The organism is Streptomyces sp. JH14, assembly GCF_029428675.1.
GTDB lineage: Bacteria > Actinomycetota > Actinomycetes > Streptomycetales > Streptomycetaceae > Streptomyces.
Map to the genome: position 1 here is coordinate 3,020,548 of NZ_JAJNEL010000001.1, position 17,675 is coordinate 3,038,222.

A 17,675-nucleotide genomic window follows, 5' to 3' on the forward strand; every position below is an offset into this window, starting at 1 on the left:
CGTCACGGGGCCCGGTCGGTGGACCGGGCCCCGCTCTGCGTCTCGCGGACCTCGTTCCGGGGTCCGGTCGCCCATGCTGCTCGTCGGCTGTGCCCGCTCAGTCCTTCGCGAGGACGAACGAGGCGCGCTGCACCGGCTCGCCGGGGGCCTTCGCCTCGACGAGATACGTACCGGGTCCCGCGTTCCCCGCGGGCGGCGTCGCGCAGTTCGGGGAGCTCTTCCTGCGGTCCCACTCCACGGTGTGGACGACGGTCTCGCCCGCCGGGACCTTCAGGAGCACCCGGCCGGCGTTGCGCGGGCAGTCCTTGGAGGACCACACCTCGTTGTCGTCGCCGCCGGCTTCGGTGATGGTCAGCACCGCGCTCTTCGGCCCGAGGTCGGCCTTGCAGGTGAGGGACGAGGTGTTCTTGGCGACCAGTTCGAACTCGGGCTTCTCGCCGGGGCCGTAGTTGAGATCGGTGCGCAGGGTCAACTGCAGTGCGGAGGAAGAGCAGTAGGGGATCGACGACCCGGCCGGAATCTGCTGGCCCTCACTGCCGCCGGACGCGCCGCCCGAACCCGGTCCGGATCCCGCGCCGTTGCCGCCGTCGCCGGTCCCGCCGGAACTCTCGTCCGTACCGCTGCCGTTGTCGCCGCTCCCATCGGAGTCGCCCGACTCGTCGCGTCCGCCCGGCCGTTGACTGATGGCCGGACCGGAACCGGAGGGTCCGGGGGTGATCGACTGTGCGGGGCCCGAGCCCCTGGGCCGGGAGTCGTCCATGTTCTTCCCGCCGCCCCCGGACGTGACGGCCCATGCGATCAGCAGCGCGAGCAGCACGATCAGCGCAGCCGCCACGGCCCTCCGTCGCCAGTAGATGGAGGAGGGAAGCGGCCCGATCGGATTACGCAGAGATCCCACGGCCCAAACTGTACGAGAGTTCTGCGCCAACTCCCGCCCCACCCGCCGCTCCGATCCTCAAGTTTTGCGGATCATCATCATGGAACGGCGCGTTCCACCGCCGCGTTTCCGCAGGTGAGACGCCTGACAGTCACCCACTGTGACTACTCTGCAGTGACGCCTACGCTCTGTCACCGAGCGGAACTGGACCGCCGTCCCGGAGGAGGAGCCGAAGTCCGTGTGCAGGGGCACCGGCCGGGCTCGCTGTGGGGACAGACGGGTGGCAATATCACCCCAAGAGCCCTCAAGAGGGGCGACACCCCTGCTGCCATGACCGTTGTGCGCCCTTCCGTGCCAGGATCGACGAGCGATGACTGCCATGACTGCGACACAGACGCCCCCCACTTCCCTCCACACTCCCGTCATCGGGTGGTTCGACCAGCACGCCCGCGATCTGCCCTGGCGCCGCCCCGAAGCGGGTGCCTGGGGTGTGATGGTGAGCGAGTTCATGCTGCAGCAGACCCCCGTCAACCGGGTTCTCCCGGTGTACGAACAGTGGCTGGCCCGCTGGCCCCGCCCCGCCGACCTGGCGGCCGAGCCGCCCGGCGAAGCGGTCCGCGCCTGGGGCAGGCTCGGCTACCCGCGGCGAGCCCTGCGCCTCCACGGAGCCGCGCAGGCAATAACTGAACGGCACGGGGGCGACGTACCGAGCGAGCACAGTCAGCTGCTCGCACTGCCCGGGATCGGTGAGTACACGGCAGCAGCCGTGGCCTCGTTCGCCTACGGGCAGCGCCATGCCGTCCTCGATACGAACGTCCGCCGGGTGTTCGCCCGGGCCGCGACCGGCATTCAGTACCCGCCGAACGCGACCACCGCCGCCGAACGGAAGCTCGCCCGCGCGCTCCTTCCCGACGAGGACGAACGCGCGGCCCGCTGGGCAGCCGCGACGATGGAGCTCGGAGCGCTGGTCTGCACCGCGAAGAACGAGGACTGCACGCGCTGCCCCATCGCCACGCAGTGCGCGTGGCGGCTGGCCGGGAAGCCCGAGCACCAGGGGCCCCCGCGTCGCGGTCAGAGTTATGCGGGTACGGACCGGCAGGTGCGCGGCCGGCTGCTGGCCGTGCTGCGTGAGGCGGTGACCCCGGTGCCGCAGACGGCGCTGGACGCCGTATGGGAGGAGCCGGTGCAACGGGCCCGCGCGCTGGACGGCCTGGTCGCCGACGGCCTGGTCGAACCGCTTCCGGGCGGACAGTACCGGCTGCCGCTCAGTTAGATCCTCCCGCTTTCGGGTCGGGTGGGCTCCCGCCCGCTGTTACACAACCGATGGACAGCCGTGCATCGGCCTATGGCTGCTCCGGACAGCGCCGTGACAACCGCTCCGTAACGTCTCCGACCGTCAGCTCACGCGATCAGCGGCTGGCTGAGGTCACACGGGGATCTACGGGGACGGAGGCGGTTGGAATGGCGCAGGGCGAGGTGCTCGAATTCGAAGAGTACGTACGCACCCGGCAGGAGGCCCTGCTGCGCAGCGCGCGCCGTCTGGTCCCCGACCCGGTGGACGCGCAGGACCTGCTGCAGACCGCCCTGGCACGGACGTTCGGCCGCTGGGACGGCATCGCGGACAAGTCCCTCGCCGACGCCTACCTGCGCCGCGTCATGATCAACACGCGTACGGAGTGGTGGCGGGCCCGCAGGCTGGAGGAGGTTCCCACCGAGCAGCTGCCCGACGCCAGCATCGAGGACGGCACCGAGCAGCGCGCCGACCGTGCCCTGCTGATGGACGTCCTGAGCGTGCTGGCTCCCAAGCAGCGCAGCGTGGTCGTGCTGCGACACTGGGAGCAGATGAGCACGGAGGAGACGGCTGCGGCGCTCGGAATGTCGGCCGGTACGGTGAAGAGCACGCTGCACCGGGCGCTGGCGCGACTGCGCCAGGAGCTGGAGAGCCGCGAGGCCATGAGCAGGGAAGCCAGGGCCCGTGAGGCCCAGGGCCGCACGGCCGGCGACCGCGTTCCGGCCGCCCGTGTTCCGGAGCGTGCACGAGTACGGGCGCAGGTGCGCGAACAGGCGGACCGGCGGCATGACGAGCGGGGGCGGGAACGGTGCGCGGCCTGACAGACAGTGGCGGGGCGTCCGGCAGGGGCGGAAACCGGCTCACCGGGTGGGCGGCGGGCAGTACGGCCATGGCCGGTCTCACCGCGCTCGGCCTGCTCGCCGTCGGCTGCTCCACCGGGGGTACGGGTACCCGTGACGAGGGGCCGGCCGGCACCCAGCCGGTCGCCCAGGTCACACCGTCGGTCACCGCCCCTCCCACCGGCAAGGCCGACCGGCGCGTCGACGCCGTCCAGCTGGTCAAGCAGGACCCCCGGGTGAGCGAGCGGGTCAGGACGGACCTGAAGCCTTGCACGGGGAACGAGTACCCGGTCGACAGCTCGTACGGCACGCTGACCGGCGGATCGCCGGCGGACGTCGTGGTGAATGTGATGACCTGCGGCGACTCGGTGGGGGTCGGTACCTACGTGTACCGCCCGCGGAGCAACGGCACGTACGAGAACGTCTTCACCATGGAACAGCCCGCGATCTACGGCACCATCGACCGGGGTGACCTGGTGGTGACGACCCAGGTGTACGAGAAGAAGGACGCCGTCGCGTACCCGTCCGGCGAGGAAGTGGTCACGTACCACTGGGCAGGCAACCGGTTCAGCGAGCACGACCGGGTGCACAACGACTTCAACAGGGCCGTCGGCAACGGAGAAGCGGATCTCCCCGCCGCCGCGGAGCCGGCGAAGAGCTGAGACCGCCGGAGCAGAGCACGGCACGAGCCGAGAACCGAGAGCTGAGAGCAGTCGATGGCCGAGACCCACGTCCTGTTCGTCGAGGACGACGATGTCATCCGTGAGGCCACCCAGCTGGCGCTGGAGCGGGACGGTTTCACGGTCACCGCGATGCCTGACGGCCTCTCCGGTCTGGAGGCGTTCCGTGCCCACCGGCCGGACATCGCGCTGCTCGACGTGATGGTGCCGGGCCTGGACGGGGTCAGCCTGTGCCGCCGCATCCGGGACGAGTCGACGGTGCCCGTGATCATGCTGTCGGCCCGCGCCGATTCGATCGATGTGGTGCTCGGCCTGGAGGCCGGCGCCGACGACTACGTCACCAAGCCCTTCGACGGCGCCGTACTGGTCGCCAGGATCCGCGCCGTGCTGCGCCGCTTCGGTCATGCCTCGGGCGGGCAGCCGGGCGGCGCGGAGACCGAGTCGCAGCCGGTCGGCGGGGTGCTGGTCTTCGGCGATCTGGAGGTCGACACCGAGGGCATGGAGGTGCGCAAGAGCGGCGAGCAGGTGGCGCTCACCCCGACCGAGATGCGGCTGCTGCTGGAGTTCTCGTCCGCGCCCGGCACGGTGCTCTCCCGCGACAAGCTCCTCGAACGGGTCTGGGACTACGGCTGGGGCGGCGACACCCGGGTCGTGGACGTCCATGTGCAGCGGCTGCGCACCAAGATCGGGCAGGACAGGATCGAGACGGTCCGCGGCTTCGGCTACAAGCTCAAGGCATGAACCGGCTGGCTCTGCGGACAGGGGTCCGCTGGAAGATCAGTATCGCGATCGCGGCGGTCGGCGCGCTGATCGCGGTCGCGTTGAGCCTCGTCGTGCACAACGCCGCACGCGTCTCGATGCTCGAGAACGCCCGCGAGGTCCAGCTGGAGCGGCTGACGTATGCGCAGCTGCTGTACGAGGCGACGAAGACGAAGAACGCCGACCCCAAGTTCGGTGCCAAGCTCAACGACCCGACGATGCCGCAGAGCCTGCGGGCGGAGACCAGCAGGAACCGGCGCGCCACGCATGTCGACGAGTACGCGGACGGGGTGCCCGATGTGTGGGCGGCCGTGCCGCTGGCCAACGGCGATGTGCTGTCGCTGCACACCCGTTTCGCCAACCGCAGCGCCACGATCATGGGCGATCTCGACCGGGCGCTGATCATCGGCTCCGTCTCGGTGGTCTTCGGCGGCTGCGCACTGGGCGTACTGATAGGCGGACAGCTGTCGCGCCGGCTGCGCAAGGCGGCGGCCGCGGCCGGAAAGGTCGCACAGGGCAATACGGAGGTACGGGTCAGGGAGGCCATCGGTGGACTCATCGGGGACGAGACCGATGAGCTGGCCCGTGCGGTGGACGCCCTCACGGACGCGCTGGGTGAACGGATCGAGGCTGAGCGCCGGGTCACCGCGGACATCGCGCACGAGCTGCGCACACCGGTGACCGGGCTGCTGACGGCGGCCGAGCTGCTGCCTCCGGGCCGCCCCACCGAGCTCGTACGGGACCGGGCGCAGGCGATGCGCACGCTCGTCGAGGACGTGCTGGAGGTGGCCAGGCTGGACAGCGCGTCGGAACGGGCCGAGCTGCAGGAGATCGCGCTCGGCGAGTTCGTCAGCCGGCGGGTCGCGCTGCTGGACCCGGATGTGCGGGTGCAGGTGGTGCACGAGTCGTGGGTCAACACCGATCCGCGCCGTCTCGAACGCATCCTCGGCAATCTGCTGGGCAACGCCGCCAAGCACGGTTCGACTCCCGTGGAGGTCACGGTCGAGGGCCGGGTGGTGCGCGTACGCGACCACGGACCCGGTTTCCCGGAGACGCTGCTGCGCGAGGGCCCGAGCAGGTTCCGTACCGGAAGCAGCGACCGTGCCGGGCACGGGCACGGCCTGGGGCTGACCATCGCGGCCGGACAGGCACGGGTCCTCGGCGCCCGGCTGACCTTCCGGAACGCGGCACCGCAGGGCGCGGCGGAGGGTGCCGGCGGCGCGGTCGCCGTGCTGTGGCTGCCGGAGCACGCCCCGACGAACACGGGCAGCTTCCCGGTCCTCCAGCTCGCCGAACAGCGCAAGGCGGAGGGCGGGGCAGAGCCGCGCGGCACGGGGAGCACGTGGAGCACGGGGCCGAACGCCTCCCCGGACGGCAGCTGATCGGGCGGACGGAACGGGCAGGGCCCCTGGGATGCGCGGTCCGCGCGCCCCAGGGGCCCTGCCTGTTCTGTGGTCGGCCAGGTCAGGCCGGTCAGACGGTCTCGGTCTGCTTGGCGTCGGCCGGCGCCTGATCGCTGGGCTCCGCCTTGGCCTCCGGGCCCGCCCCCCGCAGCGGCACCTCCTTGACGAACACCGCCGCCACCAGCGGGATCACACCGACGCAGGCGCCGACCAGGAAGGCGATGTGTGTACCGGACGAGACCGCGAACTGGTACGCCTCACGCACCGCGTCCGGAAGCTTCGCCAGGCTCGCCGCGTCCAGCTGCGCGGACCTCGCGGTGGCTCCTCCGCCGCCGCGGGCCATCATCTCGTCCTGCACCCGTCCGGTGAACAGCGCTCCCATGATGGCGACGCCGAAGGAGCTGCCGAGCGTACGGAAGAGGGTGGTCGCGGAGGAGGCGACGCCCATGTCCTTCAGTTCGACGCTGTTCTGCGCGACCAGCATCGTGATCTGCATCAGGAAGCCCATGCCCGCGCCGAGCACCGCCATGTAGACGCCGGAGGTGAAGCGGGTGGTGCCGGTGTCCATCAGCGAGAGCAGGAACAGGCCGCCCACCATCAGGACGGAGCCGATGATGGGGAAGATCTTGTACTTGCCGCTGGTGGTGGTGACCCGTCCGGCGAACAGGGAGACGACCATCATCGAAAGCAGCATCGGCAGGAGCAGCAGACCGGAGTTGGTCGCGGATGCGCCCTGGACAGACTGCTGGTACAGCGGCAGGAAGAGCACCGCGCCGAACATCACGAAGCCGGACATGAAGCCGATGACCGACATCAGGGTGAAGTTCCGGTTGCGGAAGATGTGGAGCGGCATGATCGGTTCTGCAGCTTTGGTCTCGACGAAGAGGAAGCCGACGAGCGCGACGACACCGATCGCGATGAGCTCCATGATCACGGCGGAGCCCCAGGCGTACTCCGAACCGCCCCAGGTGGTGACCAGCACGATCGCCGTGATGCCGAGGGTCAGCAGCCCGGCGCCGAGGTAGTCGACCTTCGCCTTGGGGCGCTCCTTGTCCGGCAGGTGCAGCACGGCGGTGACCATGGCGAGCGCGACCGCGCCCAGCGGGAGGTTGATGTAGAAGCTCCAGCGCCAGCCGAGGTGGTCGGTGATGGTGCCGCCGACCAGCGGTCCGCCGATCATGGCGATGGCCATCACACCGGCCATCATGCCCTGGTACTTGCCGCGCTCGCGGGGCGGCACCAGGTCGCCGATGATCGCCATGACGCCGACCATCAGGCCGCCGGCGCCGAGACCCTGGATCGCCCGGAAGCCGATCAGCTGACCCATGTCCTGGGCCATTCCGCTCAGTACGGAGCCGACCAGGAAGACCACAATGGACGTGAGGAAGATGCCCTTGCGTCCGTACATGTCGCCGAGCTTGCCCCAGATGGGGGTGGAGGCCGCGGTGGCCAGGGTGTAAGCCGTGACGACCCAGGACAGATGCTCCAGACCGCCGAGGTCGCCGACGATGGTCGGCATCGCGGTACCGACGATCAGGTTGTCGAGCATGGCCAGCAGCATCGTGATCATCAGAGCGAGCATCACCACCTGGACGCTGCGCTGCCGCGGCTCGGGTGCCGCGGTCTCCTCGGCAGCGGCCTCGTCGGCCGGTCTGCCGTCCGCCTTCCCGTCCGACGCCTTCTTCAGGTCCGCCATGATCCCTTTTCCCCGATCTCCTGCTCGTCGGGCACTTACTTGCCGCCCGGCTAGTTGACTACACTGGGAAAGTAGACCCGTAACTAGCCGGGCGTCAAGTAAGTTTTTGGGAGAGCACCATGGGCAGCACATCGCAGCCACGCCGCGGCAATACGCGCCAGCGCATCCAGGACGTCGCCCTGGAGCTCTTCGCCGAGCAGGGTTACGAGAAGACCTCGCTGCGGGAGATCTCCGAGAAGCTGGACGTCACCAAGGCCGCGCTCTATTACCACTTCAAGACCAAGGAAGACATCCTCATCAGCATCTTCGACGACCTCAACCGGCCCGTCGAGGAGCTGATCGCCTGGGGCAAGGAACAGCCGCGGACCCTGGAGACGAAGAAGGAGCTCCTGGTCCGTTACAGCGACGCACTGATCGGCGCCGCCCCCTTGTTCCGCTTCATGCAGGAGAACCAGGCGGCCATGCGCGATCTCAGCGTCGGGGAGACCTCGAAGAAGCGGCTCATGGAGCTGCTCGATCTGCTCAAGGAGCCCGACGCCGCCCTCGCCGACCAGGTCCGCTGCGTCAGCGCGCTCATCTCGATGCACGCCGGGATGTTCTTCCTCAAGGACGTCGGCGGCGACGTCGAGGACAAGCGCGAGGCCGTCCTCGAAGTCGCCGTCGGTCTCGTCACCCAAGCCCACAGCCCGGACCCCGCGAAGTAGCGGGGCCCGGGCTGCGGTGAGCGCGTCCGGTCGGGTCAGATCTTGACGCCTTCCTTGGACAGGAAGGCGACCGGGTTGACCGCGGAACCGTAGTTGGCGGTGTTCCGGATCTCGAAGTGCAGGTGCGGGCCACTGGAGTTGCCGGTGTTGCCGGAAAGGGCGATCTTCTGCCCCTTCTGCACCGTCTGGCCTATGTGCACGTCGATCTTCGACAGGTGGGCGTACTGCGAGTACATGCCGTTGCCGTGCTTGATCACGATGGCGTTGCCGTACGCGGGACCGTCGCCGCCGCCGTTCGGGCCGGCCTTCACGACCACACCGGCGTGCGCGGCCTCGACCTTGGTGCCGATCGGCACGGCGAAGTCCTGGCCGGAGTGCTTGTGGGCCCAGCGGGAGCCGTCGTTGCCGAAGCTGGCGCTCAGCTCATAGCGGTGAACCGGTGCCATCCAGGCAGAGGCGGACTGAGCGGCCTTCGCCGCCTCCTTCTTGACCGCGGCCGCCTTCTTGAGCGCAGCCGCCTTCTTGACCGCAGCGGCCTTGCCCTGCGCGAACGCCTGCTTGGCGACCGACTCGGCCGCGTTCGTGCTGGCCAGGCTCGCCGCGCCGGGGGCGCTCGCCGGACCGGCCGCGAACGCAGCACCCGCGCCGAGAACCATCGACGTCCCCAGACCGGCTGCGAGCACGACGCCACGGACACGGGAGACGGACGGGCGGCGGATGTGCTGGAACGTAGCGCGCTTCGACATAAGCGAGATCCTCCGGAGGTGAGTGGACCCGGCGTGCCTGCCGGGCTGGGCCATACCTTGGTAACCCGGACCCCCAGGGATGCTCAAACACCCCATCTACGAACAAAAGCCGTAGTTGGAACCTCGGGAGCCCACCACCACAGGTCCCGCGCCACTCGCGCTCCACCTCGCCGAATCTCTTCGGGCGGGGCGGGTTTAACCCCAGCTCCAAACCGCCCCAAACGGACATTTACTGGTGTTCGGAGCATCTCCGACCATCGTCCTGAAAGTCCCGGACCCCACCGGGGCGAAGGGCCCTCCCGCAGTCGCGGCCGCATCTCCTAGCGCGCGTAGTAGGCCTCAAAAGCGCTGTGTGCCTTGTCACCGCCGGTGGGCCCAAAGGCTGTCCGTTTCGGGACCTTCGGCCTGCCACCCGATTTCGCCGGAACGAAGCGTCTCCGGCTCCCGGGGACAGCCGCGGCCGACGCTGCGCAGGCCCCGGCGAGGGATGCCCAGAAGCCCGGAGCCGCCCCCTCGGGCACCGGCGGCCTCCGGTCCGCCCCTCGGGCACCCGGCGGCCTCCGCTGCGTCCCCTCCGGGCACCCGGCGGCCTCCGCGTCACCCACCGGGCCCGGTGGGACGCACCGGGACGGCACAGCAAAAGGGGGTGCCCCGGAACCGTACGAAACGGTCCGGGGCACCCCCTTCGGCTGTTCAGACGCTCAGCGCGCCCTTACGCGTCCTTCGTCAGGTTCGGGCCGGCGCCGCCTGCCGCCTGCTCGATCGGCGGGACGTCGGGCAGTGCCGACTTCTCCTCGCCACGGAAGGTGAACTTCTTGGCTTCACCCTCACCCTCGGTGCCCACGACCACGATGTGACCGGGGCGCAGCTCACCGAAGAGAATCTTCTCCGAGAGGATGTCCTCGATCTCGCGCTGAATCGTCCGGCGCAGCGGCCGGGCGCCCATCACGGGGTCGTAGCCCTTCTTCGCCAGGAGGGACTTGGCCTCCGCGCTGAGCTCGATGCCCATGTCGCGGTCCTTCAGGCGCTCGTCCACCTTGGCGATCATGAGGTCGACGATCTGGATGATGTCCGTCTCGGTGAGCTGGTGGAAGACGACCGTGTCGTCCACACGGTTGAGGAACTCGGGCCGGAAGTGCTGCTTGAGCTCTTCGTTGACCTTGTTCTTCATGCGCTCGTAGCCGGTCTTGACGTCGCCCTGGGCGGCGAAGCCCAGGTTGAAGCCCTTGGAGATGTCCCGGGTCCCGAGGTTGGTCGTCATGATGATGACCGTGTTCTTGAAGTCCACGACCCGGCCCTGGGAGTCGGTCAGGCGACCGTCTTCCAGAATCTGGAGCAGGGAATTGAAGATATCGGGGTGGGCCTTCTCCACCTCGTCGAAGAGGACGACGGAGAACGGCTTGCGGCGCACCTTCTCGGTGAGCTGGCCGCCCTCTTCGTAACCCACGTAACCGGGGGGAGAACCGAAGAGGCGGGAAACCGTGTGCTTCTCGCTGAACTCCGACATATCGAGGGAGATCAGCGCGTCCTCGTCGCCGAAGAGGAATTCGGCGAGCGTCTTGGAGAGCTCGGTCTTACCGACACCGGACGGACCGGCGAAGATGAACGAGCCACCGGGGCGCTTCGGGTCCTTCAGACCGGCTCGCGTACGGCGGATCGCCTGCGAGAGGGCCTTGATGGCGTCCTTCTGGCCGATGACACGCTTGTGGAGCTCATCCTCCATGCGCAGCAGACGGGAGGACTCCTCCTCCGTCAGCTTGAAGACCGGAATGCCGGTGGCCGTGGCCAGGACCTCGGCGATGAGATCACCGTCGACCTCGGCGACGACATCCATGTCGCCGGCCTTCCACTCCTTCTCCCGCTTGGTCTTCGCCGCCAGCAGCTGCTTCTCCTTGTCACGGAGAGACGCCGCCTTCTCGAAGTCCTGGGAGTCGATGGCCGACTCCTTGTCACGGCGGACGGCCGCGATCTTCTCGTCGAACTCACGGAGGTCCGGCGGCGCGGTCATCCGGCGGATGCGCATCCGGGAACCGGCCTCGTCGATCAGGTCGATCGCCTTGTCCGGCAGGAAGCGGTCCGAGATGTAGCGGTCGGCCAGCGTCGCGGCCTGGACCAGCGCCTCGTCCGTGATGGAGACGCGGTGGTGGGCCTCGTAGCGGTCGCGCAGACCCTTGAGGATCTCGATGGTGTGCGGCAGCGACGGCTCCGCGACCTGGATGGGCTGGAAGCGGCGCTCGAGGGCCGCGTCCTTCTCCAGGTGCTTGCGGTACTCGTCGAGCGTCGTCGCACCGATCGTCTGGAGCTCGCCTCGCGCCAGCATGGGCTTGAGGATGCTCGCCGCGTCGATCGCGCCCTCGGCGGCACCCGCACCCACCAGGGTGTGGAGCTCGTCGATGAACAGGATGATGTCGCCGCGGGTGCGGATCTCCTTGAGGACCTTCTTCAGGCGCTCCTCGAAGTCACCGCGGTAGCGGGAACCGGCGACCAGCGCACCGAGGTCGAGGGTGTAGAGGTGCTTGTCCTTGAGGGTCTCGGGCACCTCGCCCTTGACGATGGCCTGCGCCAGGCCTTCGACGACCGCCGTCTTGCCGACGCCGGGCTCGCCGATGAGAACCGGGTTGTTCTTGGTACGGCGGGACAGCACCTGCATGACCCGCTCGATCTCCTTCTCGCGCCCGATGACCGGGTCGAGCTTGGACTCACGAGCGGCCTGGGTGAGATTCCGGCCGAACTGGTCGAGCACCAGGGACGTGGAGGGCGTGCCCTCCGCGGGGCCGCCCGCAGTGGCCGCCTCCTTGCCTCCCGAGTACCCGGAGAGCAGCTGGATGACCTGCTGCCGCACACGGTTCAGGTCGGCACCCAGCTTCACGAGGACCTGGGCGGCGACGCCCTCACCCTCGCGAATCAGGCCGAGCAGGATGTGCTCCGTGCCGATGTAGTTGTGGCCGAGCTGGAGGGCCTCGCGGAGCGACAGCTCCAGGACCTTCTTGGCTCGGGGAGTGAAGGGGATGTGCCCGGACGGGGCCTGCTGGCCCTGGCCGATGATCTCCTCCACCTGCTGGCGGACCGCCTCGAGCGAAATCCCGAGGCTCTCCAGGGCCTTAGCGGCGACACCCTCACCCTCGTGGATAAGGCCCAGGAGGATGTGCTCGGTGCCGATGTAGTTGTGGTTGAGCATCCGGGCTTCTTCCTGAGCCAGGACGACAACCCGCCGCGCGCGGTCGGTGAACCTCTCGAACATCGTTAATCGCTCCTCAGAGCGGTCAGGCAGTAAGGGGTCGGTCCCCTCCCTGTCCTTCCGCAGCTTAGTCCCGCAAGCGGGGACCGCTCATTCCAACTGCCGACACCCGTCCTTGGCCTCCTGCCCCGAACGCCGACAACTGCTCCAACCCGATGGTGCGAGACGATGTTCCCGCAGGCCAGGCAGATACCCCTATCACCAGTACGCCGACGGCGAACGTGAGACGTCCAGACCTGCGTGTCGCCCCTCCCCACTAGGGATGTCTTACCCGCAACTACAGACAGTCCATGCGGCGCACGCCGGTTCCCTCCGCTACGGGCGAACATCCTTGCGCTCCCTCATGCGTCCGTACGCCCCCATTACGGACACGCTGCGCACGCGATCTTGAACTCTGCGTAACCATTGAGGCCGCTCGGCAGTTCTTCCGGCATGGCACTCACCGTCCCGCCTCCGCGCTCACCGCTCGTCGACGACGAGCGGGTCGGCCGCGGCGACCGTGCACGGTGGTACGAGCACGAACTCGGCTGGGCGACGGAGGGAACGGCCCCGGTGCGCCTGCTCACGGGGCTGCGGTTCGACGTCCTGGAGCTTCCTGCGGCCGCGGGTCACGCGGTACTGCGGCGGGTGGGACGCACCGGGCCGGTGGCACTGACGGGAAAGACCATGGGGCTGCTGGTGGCCCCGGGAAGCGCCGACGAGCTGCCGGGGCTGCTCGACTGGCTGGAGTGGGGCGGGGTGGCCCTCACGCTGACCGCCCTCGGTAGGGGCGGGCGGCTCACCGCGCCGGAACCGCCCGGGTGGGCTTCCGGCCTGCCGGGGGCCGCCGTATGGCTGCGGCCCCCCGAGATGTGCCACGAGGGGGAGTCGAGGCTTCCGGCCCTCGCCGGCCTCGGGAGCAGGGGTGGGGATACTCCCGATCTCGTACGGCTCGTGGACGCGGTGGCGACGGAATGCCACCGGGCCCGTTTGATGCATGCCAGGACAGGACGGCCGACAACGGGGTACTCGGCCGATCAGTCGCCGGCTCAGCCGTTGGCCTTCTCGTAAGCTTCACGAATCTCTGCCGGAACACGACCGCGGTCATTCACATTGTGACCGTTCTCGCGCGCCCACTTACGGATCTCGGCGGTGTCCTTGTTGCCGCCGGGAACGGCGCGACCCTTGCCACGGGTGCCGGCAGCGCGGCCACCGGTGCGCCGGCCACCCTTGGTGTACGGCTCGAGAAGACCACGGAGCTTGTCCGCGTTGGTCGTCGTGAGGTCAATCTCGTACGTCTTGCCATCCAGAGCGAACGTCACTGTCTCGTCCGCCTCGCCACCGTCGAGGTCATCGACAAGAAGGACCTGAACCTTCTGTGCCACCGGATTTCCTTTCATCGAAAATGCAGTACGCGGAAAGGAAACCGCTTTTCTCCGGAAAACACAAACCCCTGGCAGAGGTTCAGGAGCGTGAGAACACGGGAAACATGCGCGATTCGGACATAGGGGTTCCGGCTTCTTCCGGCGGTCACAGGTGCAGAAGCATCCGGCTGTTGCCCAAGGTGTTCGGCTTGACTCGTTCGAGACCGAGGAACTCCGCTACACCCTCGTCATAGGAACGCAGCAGCTCGCTGTAGACATCGGTGTCGACCGGCGTCTCTCCGATCTCCACGAAGCCGTGCTTGGCGAAGAAGTCGACTTCGAAGGTGAGACAGAAAACCCGGCGCACGCCCAGCCAGCGGGCGGTCTGCAACAGCTTGTCCAGTACTTGATGCCCCACTCCGGCACCTTTGATGCTGTGATCGACCGCGAGAGTACGGACTTCGGCGAGGTCTTCCCACATCACATGGAGTGCACCGCAGCCGATGATCCTGGCATCGGCGTCGCGTTCCGCGATCCAGAACTCCTGGATGTCCTCGTAAAGGGTCACCGTTGCTTTGTCGAGCAGGATGCCTTCGCGTACGTACCCGTCGAGGAGACGGCGGACCGCGGGCACATCGCTCGTCCTGGCACGCCGGACGGTGACGGCTGCGTTTATAACCGACGGTTCGGTACGGAAATCGGTATCCGGAAGCTCTGATGACATGTGCCGACGCTATCGCTCGCCGTCCGGCTCCGTGTCATCGGCCGGGCGATCACCGGTCGCCTGGAGATCCGGCCTGACGATCCGCATCGCATCGCGCAGAGCGTCACGCTGCTCGGCGGACATCATGCCGAAGAACGCGACAAGGGCCGCGGCCGGGTTGTCACTGTGCGACCAGGCTTCGTTCATCAGTGCGGCCGAGTAGGCGGCGCGGGTGGAGACCGCCATATATCGATATGCGCGGCCCTCGACTTCCCTGCGCACCCAGCCCTTCTGATGGAGATTGTCCAATACCGTCATGACGGTCGTGTATGCGATGGACCGTTCCTGCTGAAGGTCCTCGAGGACTTCCCGCACGGTGACCGGACGGTTCCATTGCCAGACCCGTGTCATCACGGCGTCTTCCAGCTCTCCCAATTGGCGGGGCACAGCGTCACCTTAGTGCCAGATGTCTGAAATGGCAGGTTATTCGCACAATAAAAAGGGCGTGCGGCTCCTGATGAGCCGCACGCCCTTCGGCAGTGCGAGATGCGGCGCGGTGCGCCGCGGCCCCGGTCCGGTACCGCGGGTGCCGGTCAGACGCCGTCGGTCCGCGGGGCCTGCTTCGCCATCTCGGCGCGGCTGATCGCCGAGTCCACGGCCGCGTCCTCCTTGGCCTTGTTGGGGCCGCCCTGGCTCTTGACGATCGTCACGACGAGGCCGATGAAGAAGGCGGCCATCACCACGGGGGGTACGAGCGCGGATACGTAGTCCATGGCGTCCAGAGTAGCGAGCGGAGTACGGACTTCCGCGCGCCCCCTCCGCGGGCCGCGCGGCTATCCCGCGAAGCGCTGCTGTGGCGGCGGGGCCGGACGGCGCCGCGGCGGGAAGACCTCCGAAGGCTTCGGCGCGGGGCGCTCGGACGGGGGCACGGGACGGGCCGGGGCCGCCGGGGTCTTCGGCCGTTCGGGTTCGGCGGCCGCCGCCCTGCCGCCTGGCAGCGCGAGCAGCCGGCTGCGCGGTGCGGGGGTCGTCGCGGGGACGGCCCGGCCGGCGAGCCTGGCCCGCACCGACCGTTCCGCGAGCACCTGACAGCGCTCCAGGAGCGCCGCTGCCACCGGTCTGCTGCGCTGGGCGCGCAGTGCGGCCAGGTCCTCGGGGAGGGGGTCGTAGCCGGCGGCCAGGGCGTCCTGGAGCAGTTCCAGATAGCCGGTGACGGAGCCGGGGAGGGTGTCTCGGTAGCGGGCGAGGTCGGCGAGGAGGAACGCGCGCAGCCGTCCCGCCTCGCCGGCCGCCTCGTCGACGGAGCCCGCAAGCCGCAGGCAGTCCTGGACATCCTCGTCGGGCAGGGGAGCAGGGTGGAGGGCGTTGGCGAGGGCGCGTCGGAGCACACGCAGCTCGTCCGCGCTGAACGCCATACCGCCGCGTGATCCGTAAGGCGTGGGCATGACGCGACAATACGTGCTAAATGGACAAAATCGGCTTAGCTGGCCGATGGCGGCGCGGCGGCCGGGGTCGCGCCGCCGCGCCGTTCCCGCAGGTGCCGGGCGTTCTCCCTACATCCGGGCCACGTTGCGCTCGTACACCAGACGCAGCCCTATGAGCGTGAGCCAGGGCTCGTGCTCGTCGATCGCAGAGGACTCGCCCAACACCATCGGAGCAAGGCCTCCGGTCGCGATGACGGTGACATCGTCCGGGTCGGCCGCCAGCTCCCGCTTCATGCGCTCGACGACGCCGTCGACCTGGCCCGCGAAGCCGTACACGATGCCCGCCTGCATGGCCTCGACCGTGTTCTTGCCGATCACGCTCCGCGGCCGGGCCAGCTCGATCTTGCGGAGCTGGGCGCCCTTGACGCCGAGCGCCTCGACCGAGATCTCGATACCGGGGGCGATGACCCCTCCCACGTACTCACCACGGGCGGAGACCGCGTCGAAGGTGGTGGCCGTGCCGAAGTCGACGACGATCGCCGGGCCGCCGTAGAGATCGACTGCGGCGACCGAATTGATGATGCGGTCCGCGCCGACCTCCTTCGGGTTGTCCACCAGGATCGGCACACCCGTCTTGATGCCCGGCTCCACGAGCACGGCGGGGACGTCGCCGTAGTAGCGGCGGGTGACCTCGCGCAGCTCGTGGAGCACCGCCGGGACGGTGGCACAGATCGCGATGCCCTCGATGCCGTCGCCCAGCTCCATGCCGAGCAGCGGGTGCATGCCCATCAGGCCGTTGAGCAGCACGGCGAGCTCGTCCGCGGTACGCCGGGCGTCGGTGGAGATCCGCCAGTGCTCGACGATCTCCTCACCGTCGAACAGGCCCAGGACGGTGTGGGTGTTGCCGACATCGATGGTGAGCAGCATCAGACGCCGGCTCCATGGGTGTCGCGGAAGTCCAGGCCGATGTCGAGGATCGGCGAGGAGTGGGTGAGCGCGCCGACGGCGAGGTAGTCGACGCCCGTCTCGGCGTAGGCACGGGCGGTGTCGAGGGTGAGGCGGCCGGACGACTCCAGGACCGCGCGGCCGCCGACGACCGCGACGGCCTCCTCGGTCTGCGTCGGCGTGAAGTTGTCCAGCAGGATCAGGTCGGCGCCCGCTGCCAGCACCTCGTGGACCTGGTCCAGGGTGTCGACCTCGACCTCGATCGCTACGTCCGGGAACTCGTCGCGCACCCGCTTGAACGCCTGGGCGACGCCGCCCGCCGCGATGACGTGGTTGTCCTTGACGAGCGCGGCGTCGGAGAGCGACATCCGGTGGTTGACGCCGCCACCGCAGCGCACCGCGTACTTCTCCAGGGCGCGCAGCCCCGGGGTGGTCTTGCGGGTGTCGCGCACCTTGGTCTTCGTGCCTTCGAGCACGTCGGCCCAGGCGCGGGTCGCGGTCGCGATACCGGAGAGCCGGCAGAGCAGGTTGAGCGCGCTGCGCTCGCCGGTGAGCAGGTCGCGGGTGCGGGTGGTGACGGTCAGCAGCTTCTGGCCGGGGGCGACGCGGTCGCCGTCCTCGACGTGGCGCTCCACCTCGAACTCGGCCGTGCAGACGATGGACAGGACGGCCTCGGCGACGCGCAGGCCGGCGACGACACCGGCCTCACGGGCGGTGAAGTCACCGATGGCCATGGCCTCCTCGGAGACCGTCGCGACGGTCGTGACGTCCACGCCGTTGTCGAGGTCCTCCTCGATGGCGACGTGTGCGACGTCCTCGACCTGGACCGGGTCGAGGCCCGCGTCGGCGAGGAGCTGGGCGAGGTCGGGGTCGAGGCCGCATTCCAGGGGGTCCAGCTCGTAGCCGTCCTCCCCGCCGCAGCCGCAGGCGTCCCCGCAGCCGCCCGCGGACGGTGCGGGCGCGCCGATCTGGATCAGCGGTACGTCCACGGGTGTGGGGCGCGGATTCTCTTCGGGCGTGCTCACGG

Annotated in this window: 18 protein-coding genes; 7 read left to right on the forward strand and 11 right to left on the reverse strand. The window is 69.0% G+C overall.

Annotated elements, in window-relative coordinates:
• Positions 1-97 precede the first annotated feature (97 nt).
• Positions 98-898 (reverse strand): hypothetical protein, encoded by an 801-nt coding sequence (locus tag LRD69_RS13455; RefSeq protein ID WP_277326810.1) that lies wholly within the window; start codon positions 896-898, stop codon positions 98-100.
• A gap of 349 nt (positions 899-1,247) precedes the next feature.
• Between LRD69_RS13455 and LRD69_RS13460 the strand changes: the two genes are divergently transcribed.
• The 5 genes from LRD69_RS13460 to cseC all read left to right on the forward strand — a co-directional run bounded on the left by LRD69_RS13460 (position 1,248) and on the right by cseC (position 5,828).
• Positions 1,248-2,150 carry an A/G-specific adenine glycosylase gene (locus tag LRD69_RS13460; protein ID WP_277326811.1) on the forward strand — a complete coding sequence of 301 codons (903 nt, stop codon included), beginning with the start codon at positions 1,248-1,250 and terminating at the stop codon, positions 2,148-2,150.
• Positions 2,151-2,338: 188 nt separating this feature from the next.
• A complete protein-coding gene (locus LRD69_RS13465) occupies positions 2,339-2,989 on the forward strand; it encodes a SigE family RNA polymerase sigma factor (protein WP_277326812.1) in 651 nt (216 codons plus the stop codon).
• 68 nt (positions 2,990-3,057) lie between these two features.
• Positions 3,058-3,669 carry a hypothetical protein gene (locus LRD69_RS13470; protein ID WP_277329726.1) on the forward strand — a complete coding sequence of 204 codons (612 nt, stop codon included), beginning with the start codon at positions 3,058-3,060 and terminating at the stop codon, positions 3,667-3,669.
• Positions 3,670-3,723: 54 nt separating this feature from the next.
• A complete protein-coding gene (gene cseB / locus LRD69_RS13475) occupies positions 3,724-4,428 on the forward strand; it encodes a two-component system response regulator CseB (RefSeq protein WP_277326813.1) in 705 nt (234 codons plus the stop codon).
• On the forward strand, positions 4,425-5,828 hold the full coding sequence (gene cseC, locus LRD69_RS13480; protein ID WP_277326814.1) for a two-component system sensor histidine kinase CseC: 1,404 nt from the start codon (positions 4,425-4,427) through the stop codon (positions 5,826-5,828). Before cseB ends, cseC begins: the two co-directional genes overlap by 4 nt.
• Positions 5,829-5,919: 91 nt before the next feature.
• On the opposite strand, the gene LRD69_RS13485 is transcribed toward cseC, so the two are convergent.
• Positions 5,920-7,545 carry an MDR family MFS transporter gene (locus LRD69_RS13485; protein ID WP_277326815.1) on the reverse strand — a complete coding sequence of 542 codons (1,626 nt, stop codon included), beginning with the start codon at positions 7,543-7,545 and terminating at the stop codon, positions 5,920-5,922.
• A 119-nt stretch (positions 7,546-7,664) separates the two neighbouring features.
• On the opposite strand from LRD69_RS13485, the gene LRD69_RS13490 reads away from it, so the two are divergent.
• Positions 7,665-8,249, forward strand: a complete 585-nt coding sequence (locus LRD69_RS13490) for a TetR/AcrR family transcriptional regulator (RefSeq protein ID WP_277326816.1) — start codon at positions 7,665-7,667, stop codon at positions 8,247-8,249.
• 35 nt (positions 8,250-8,284) lie between these two features.
• On the opposite strand, the gene LRD69_RS13495 is transcribed toward LRD69_RS13490, so the two are convergent.
• On the reverse strand, positions 8,285-8,995 hold the full coding sequence (locus tag LRD69_RS13495) for a M23 family metallopeptidase (protein ID WP_277326817.1): 711 nt from the start codon (positions 8,993-8,995) through the stop codon (positions 8,285-8,287).
• A gap of 712 nt (positions 8,996-9,707) precedes the next feature.
• Entirely contained in the window at positions 9,708-12,236 is a 2,529-nt protein-coding gene (locus LRD69_RS13500) for an ATP-dependent Clp protease ATP-binding subunit (protein WP_277326818.1), read from the reverse strand.
• 429 nt (positions 12,237-12,665) lie between these two features.
• Here LRD69_RS13500 and LRD69_RS13505 point away from each other — a divergent pair, with 429 nt between their 5' ends.
• Positions 12,666-13,283, forward strand: coding sequence for an SCO3374 family protein (locus LRD69_RS13505; protein WP_277326819.1), 618 nt, complete (start codon positions 12,666-12,668; stop codon positions 13,281-13,283).
• Here LRD69_RS13505 and LRD69_RS13510 read toward each other — a convergent pair.
• The 7 genes from LRD69_RS13510 to nadC form a co-directional block, all read right to left on the reverse strand.
• On the reverse strand, positions 13,262-13,597 hold the full coding sequence (locus LRD69_RS13510; protein WP_277326820.1) for an Lsr2 family protein: 336 nt from the start codon (positions 13,595-13,597) through the stop codon (positions 13,262-13,264). The genes LRD69_RS13505 and LRD69_RS13510 overlap by 22 nt on opposite strands.
• Before the next feature lie 145 nt (positions 13,598-13,742).
• On the reverse strand, positions 13,743-14,300 hold the full coding sequence (locus tag LRD69_RS13515) for an amino-acid N-acetyltransferase (protein ID WP_277326821.1): 558 nt from the start codon (positions 14,298-14,300) through the stop codon (positions 13,743-13,745).
• Between the two features lie 9 nt (positions 14,301-14,309).
• Complete coding sequence (locus LRD69_RS13520) at positions 14,310-14,726, reverse strand: BlaI/MecI/CopY family transcriptional regulator (RefSeq protein ID WP_277326822.1); 417 nt, start codon at positions 14,724-14,726, stop codon at positions 14,310-14,312.
• 146 nt (positions 14,727-14,872) lie between these two features.
• Entirely contained in the window at positions 14,873-15,052 is a 180-nt protein-coding gene (locus LRD69_RS13525) for a hypothetical protein (RefSeq protein ID WP_277326823.1), read from the reverse strand.
• A 60-nt stretch (positions 15,053-15,112) separates the two neighbouring features.
• Entirely contained in the window at positions 15,113-15,694 is a 582-nt protein-coding gene (locus tag LRD69_RS13530; RefSeq protein ID WP_277329727.1) for a hypothetical protein, read from the reverse strand.
• Between the two features lie 138 nt (positions 15,695-15,832).
• Entirely contained in the window at positions 15,833-16,630 is a 798-nt protein-coding gene (locus LRD69_RS13535) for a type III pantothenate kinase (protein WP_277326824.1), read from the reverse strand.
• Entirely contained in the window at positions 16,630-17,673 is a 1,044-nt protein-coding gene (nadC, locus tag LRD69_RS13540) for a carboxylating nicotinate-nucleotide diphosphorylase (RefSeq protein WP_277326825.1), read from the reverse strand. The genes LRD69_RS13535 and nadC overlap by 1 nt, the downstream gene beginning before the upstream one ends.
• Positions 17,674-17,675: the final 2 nt, after the last annotated feature.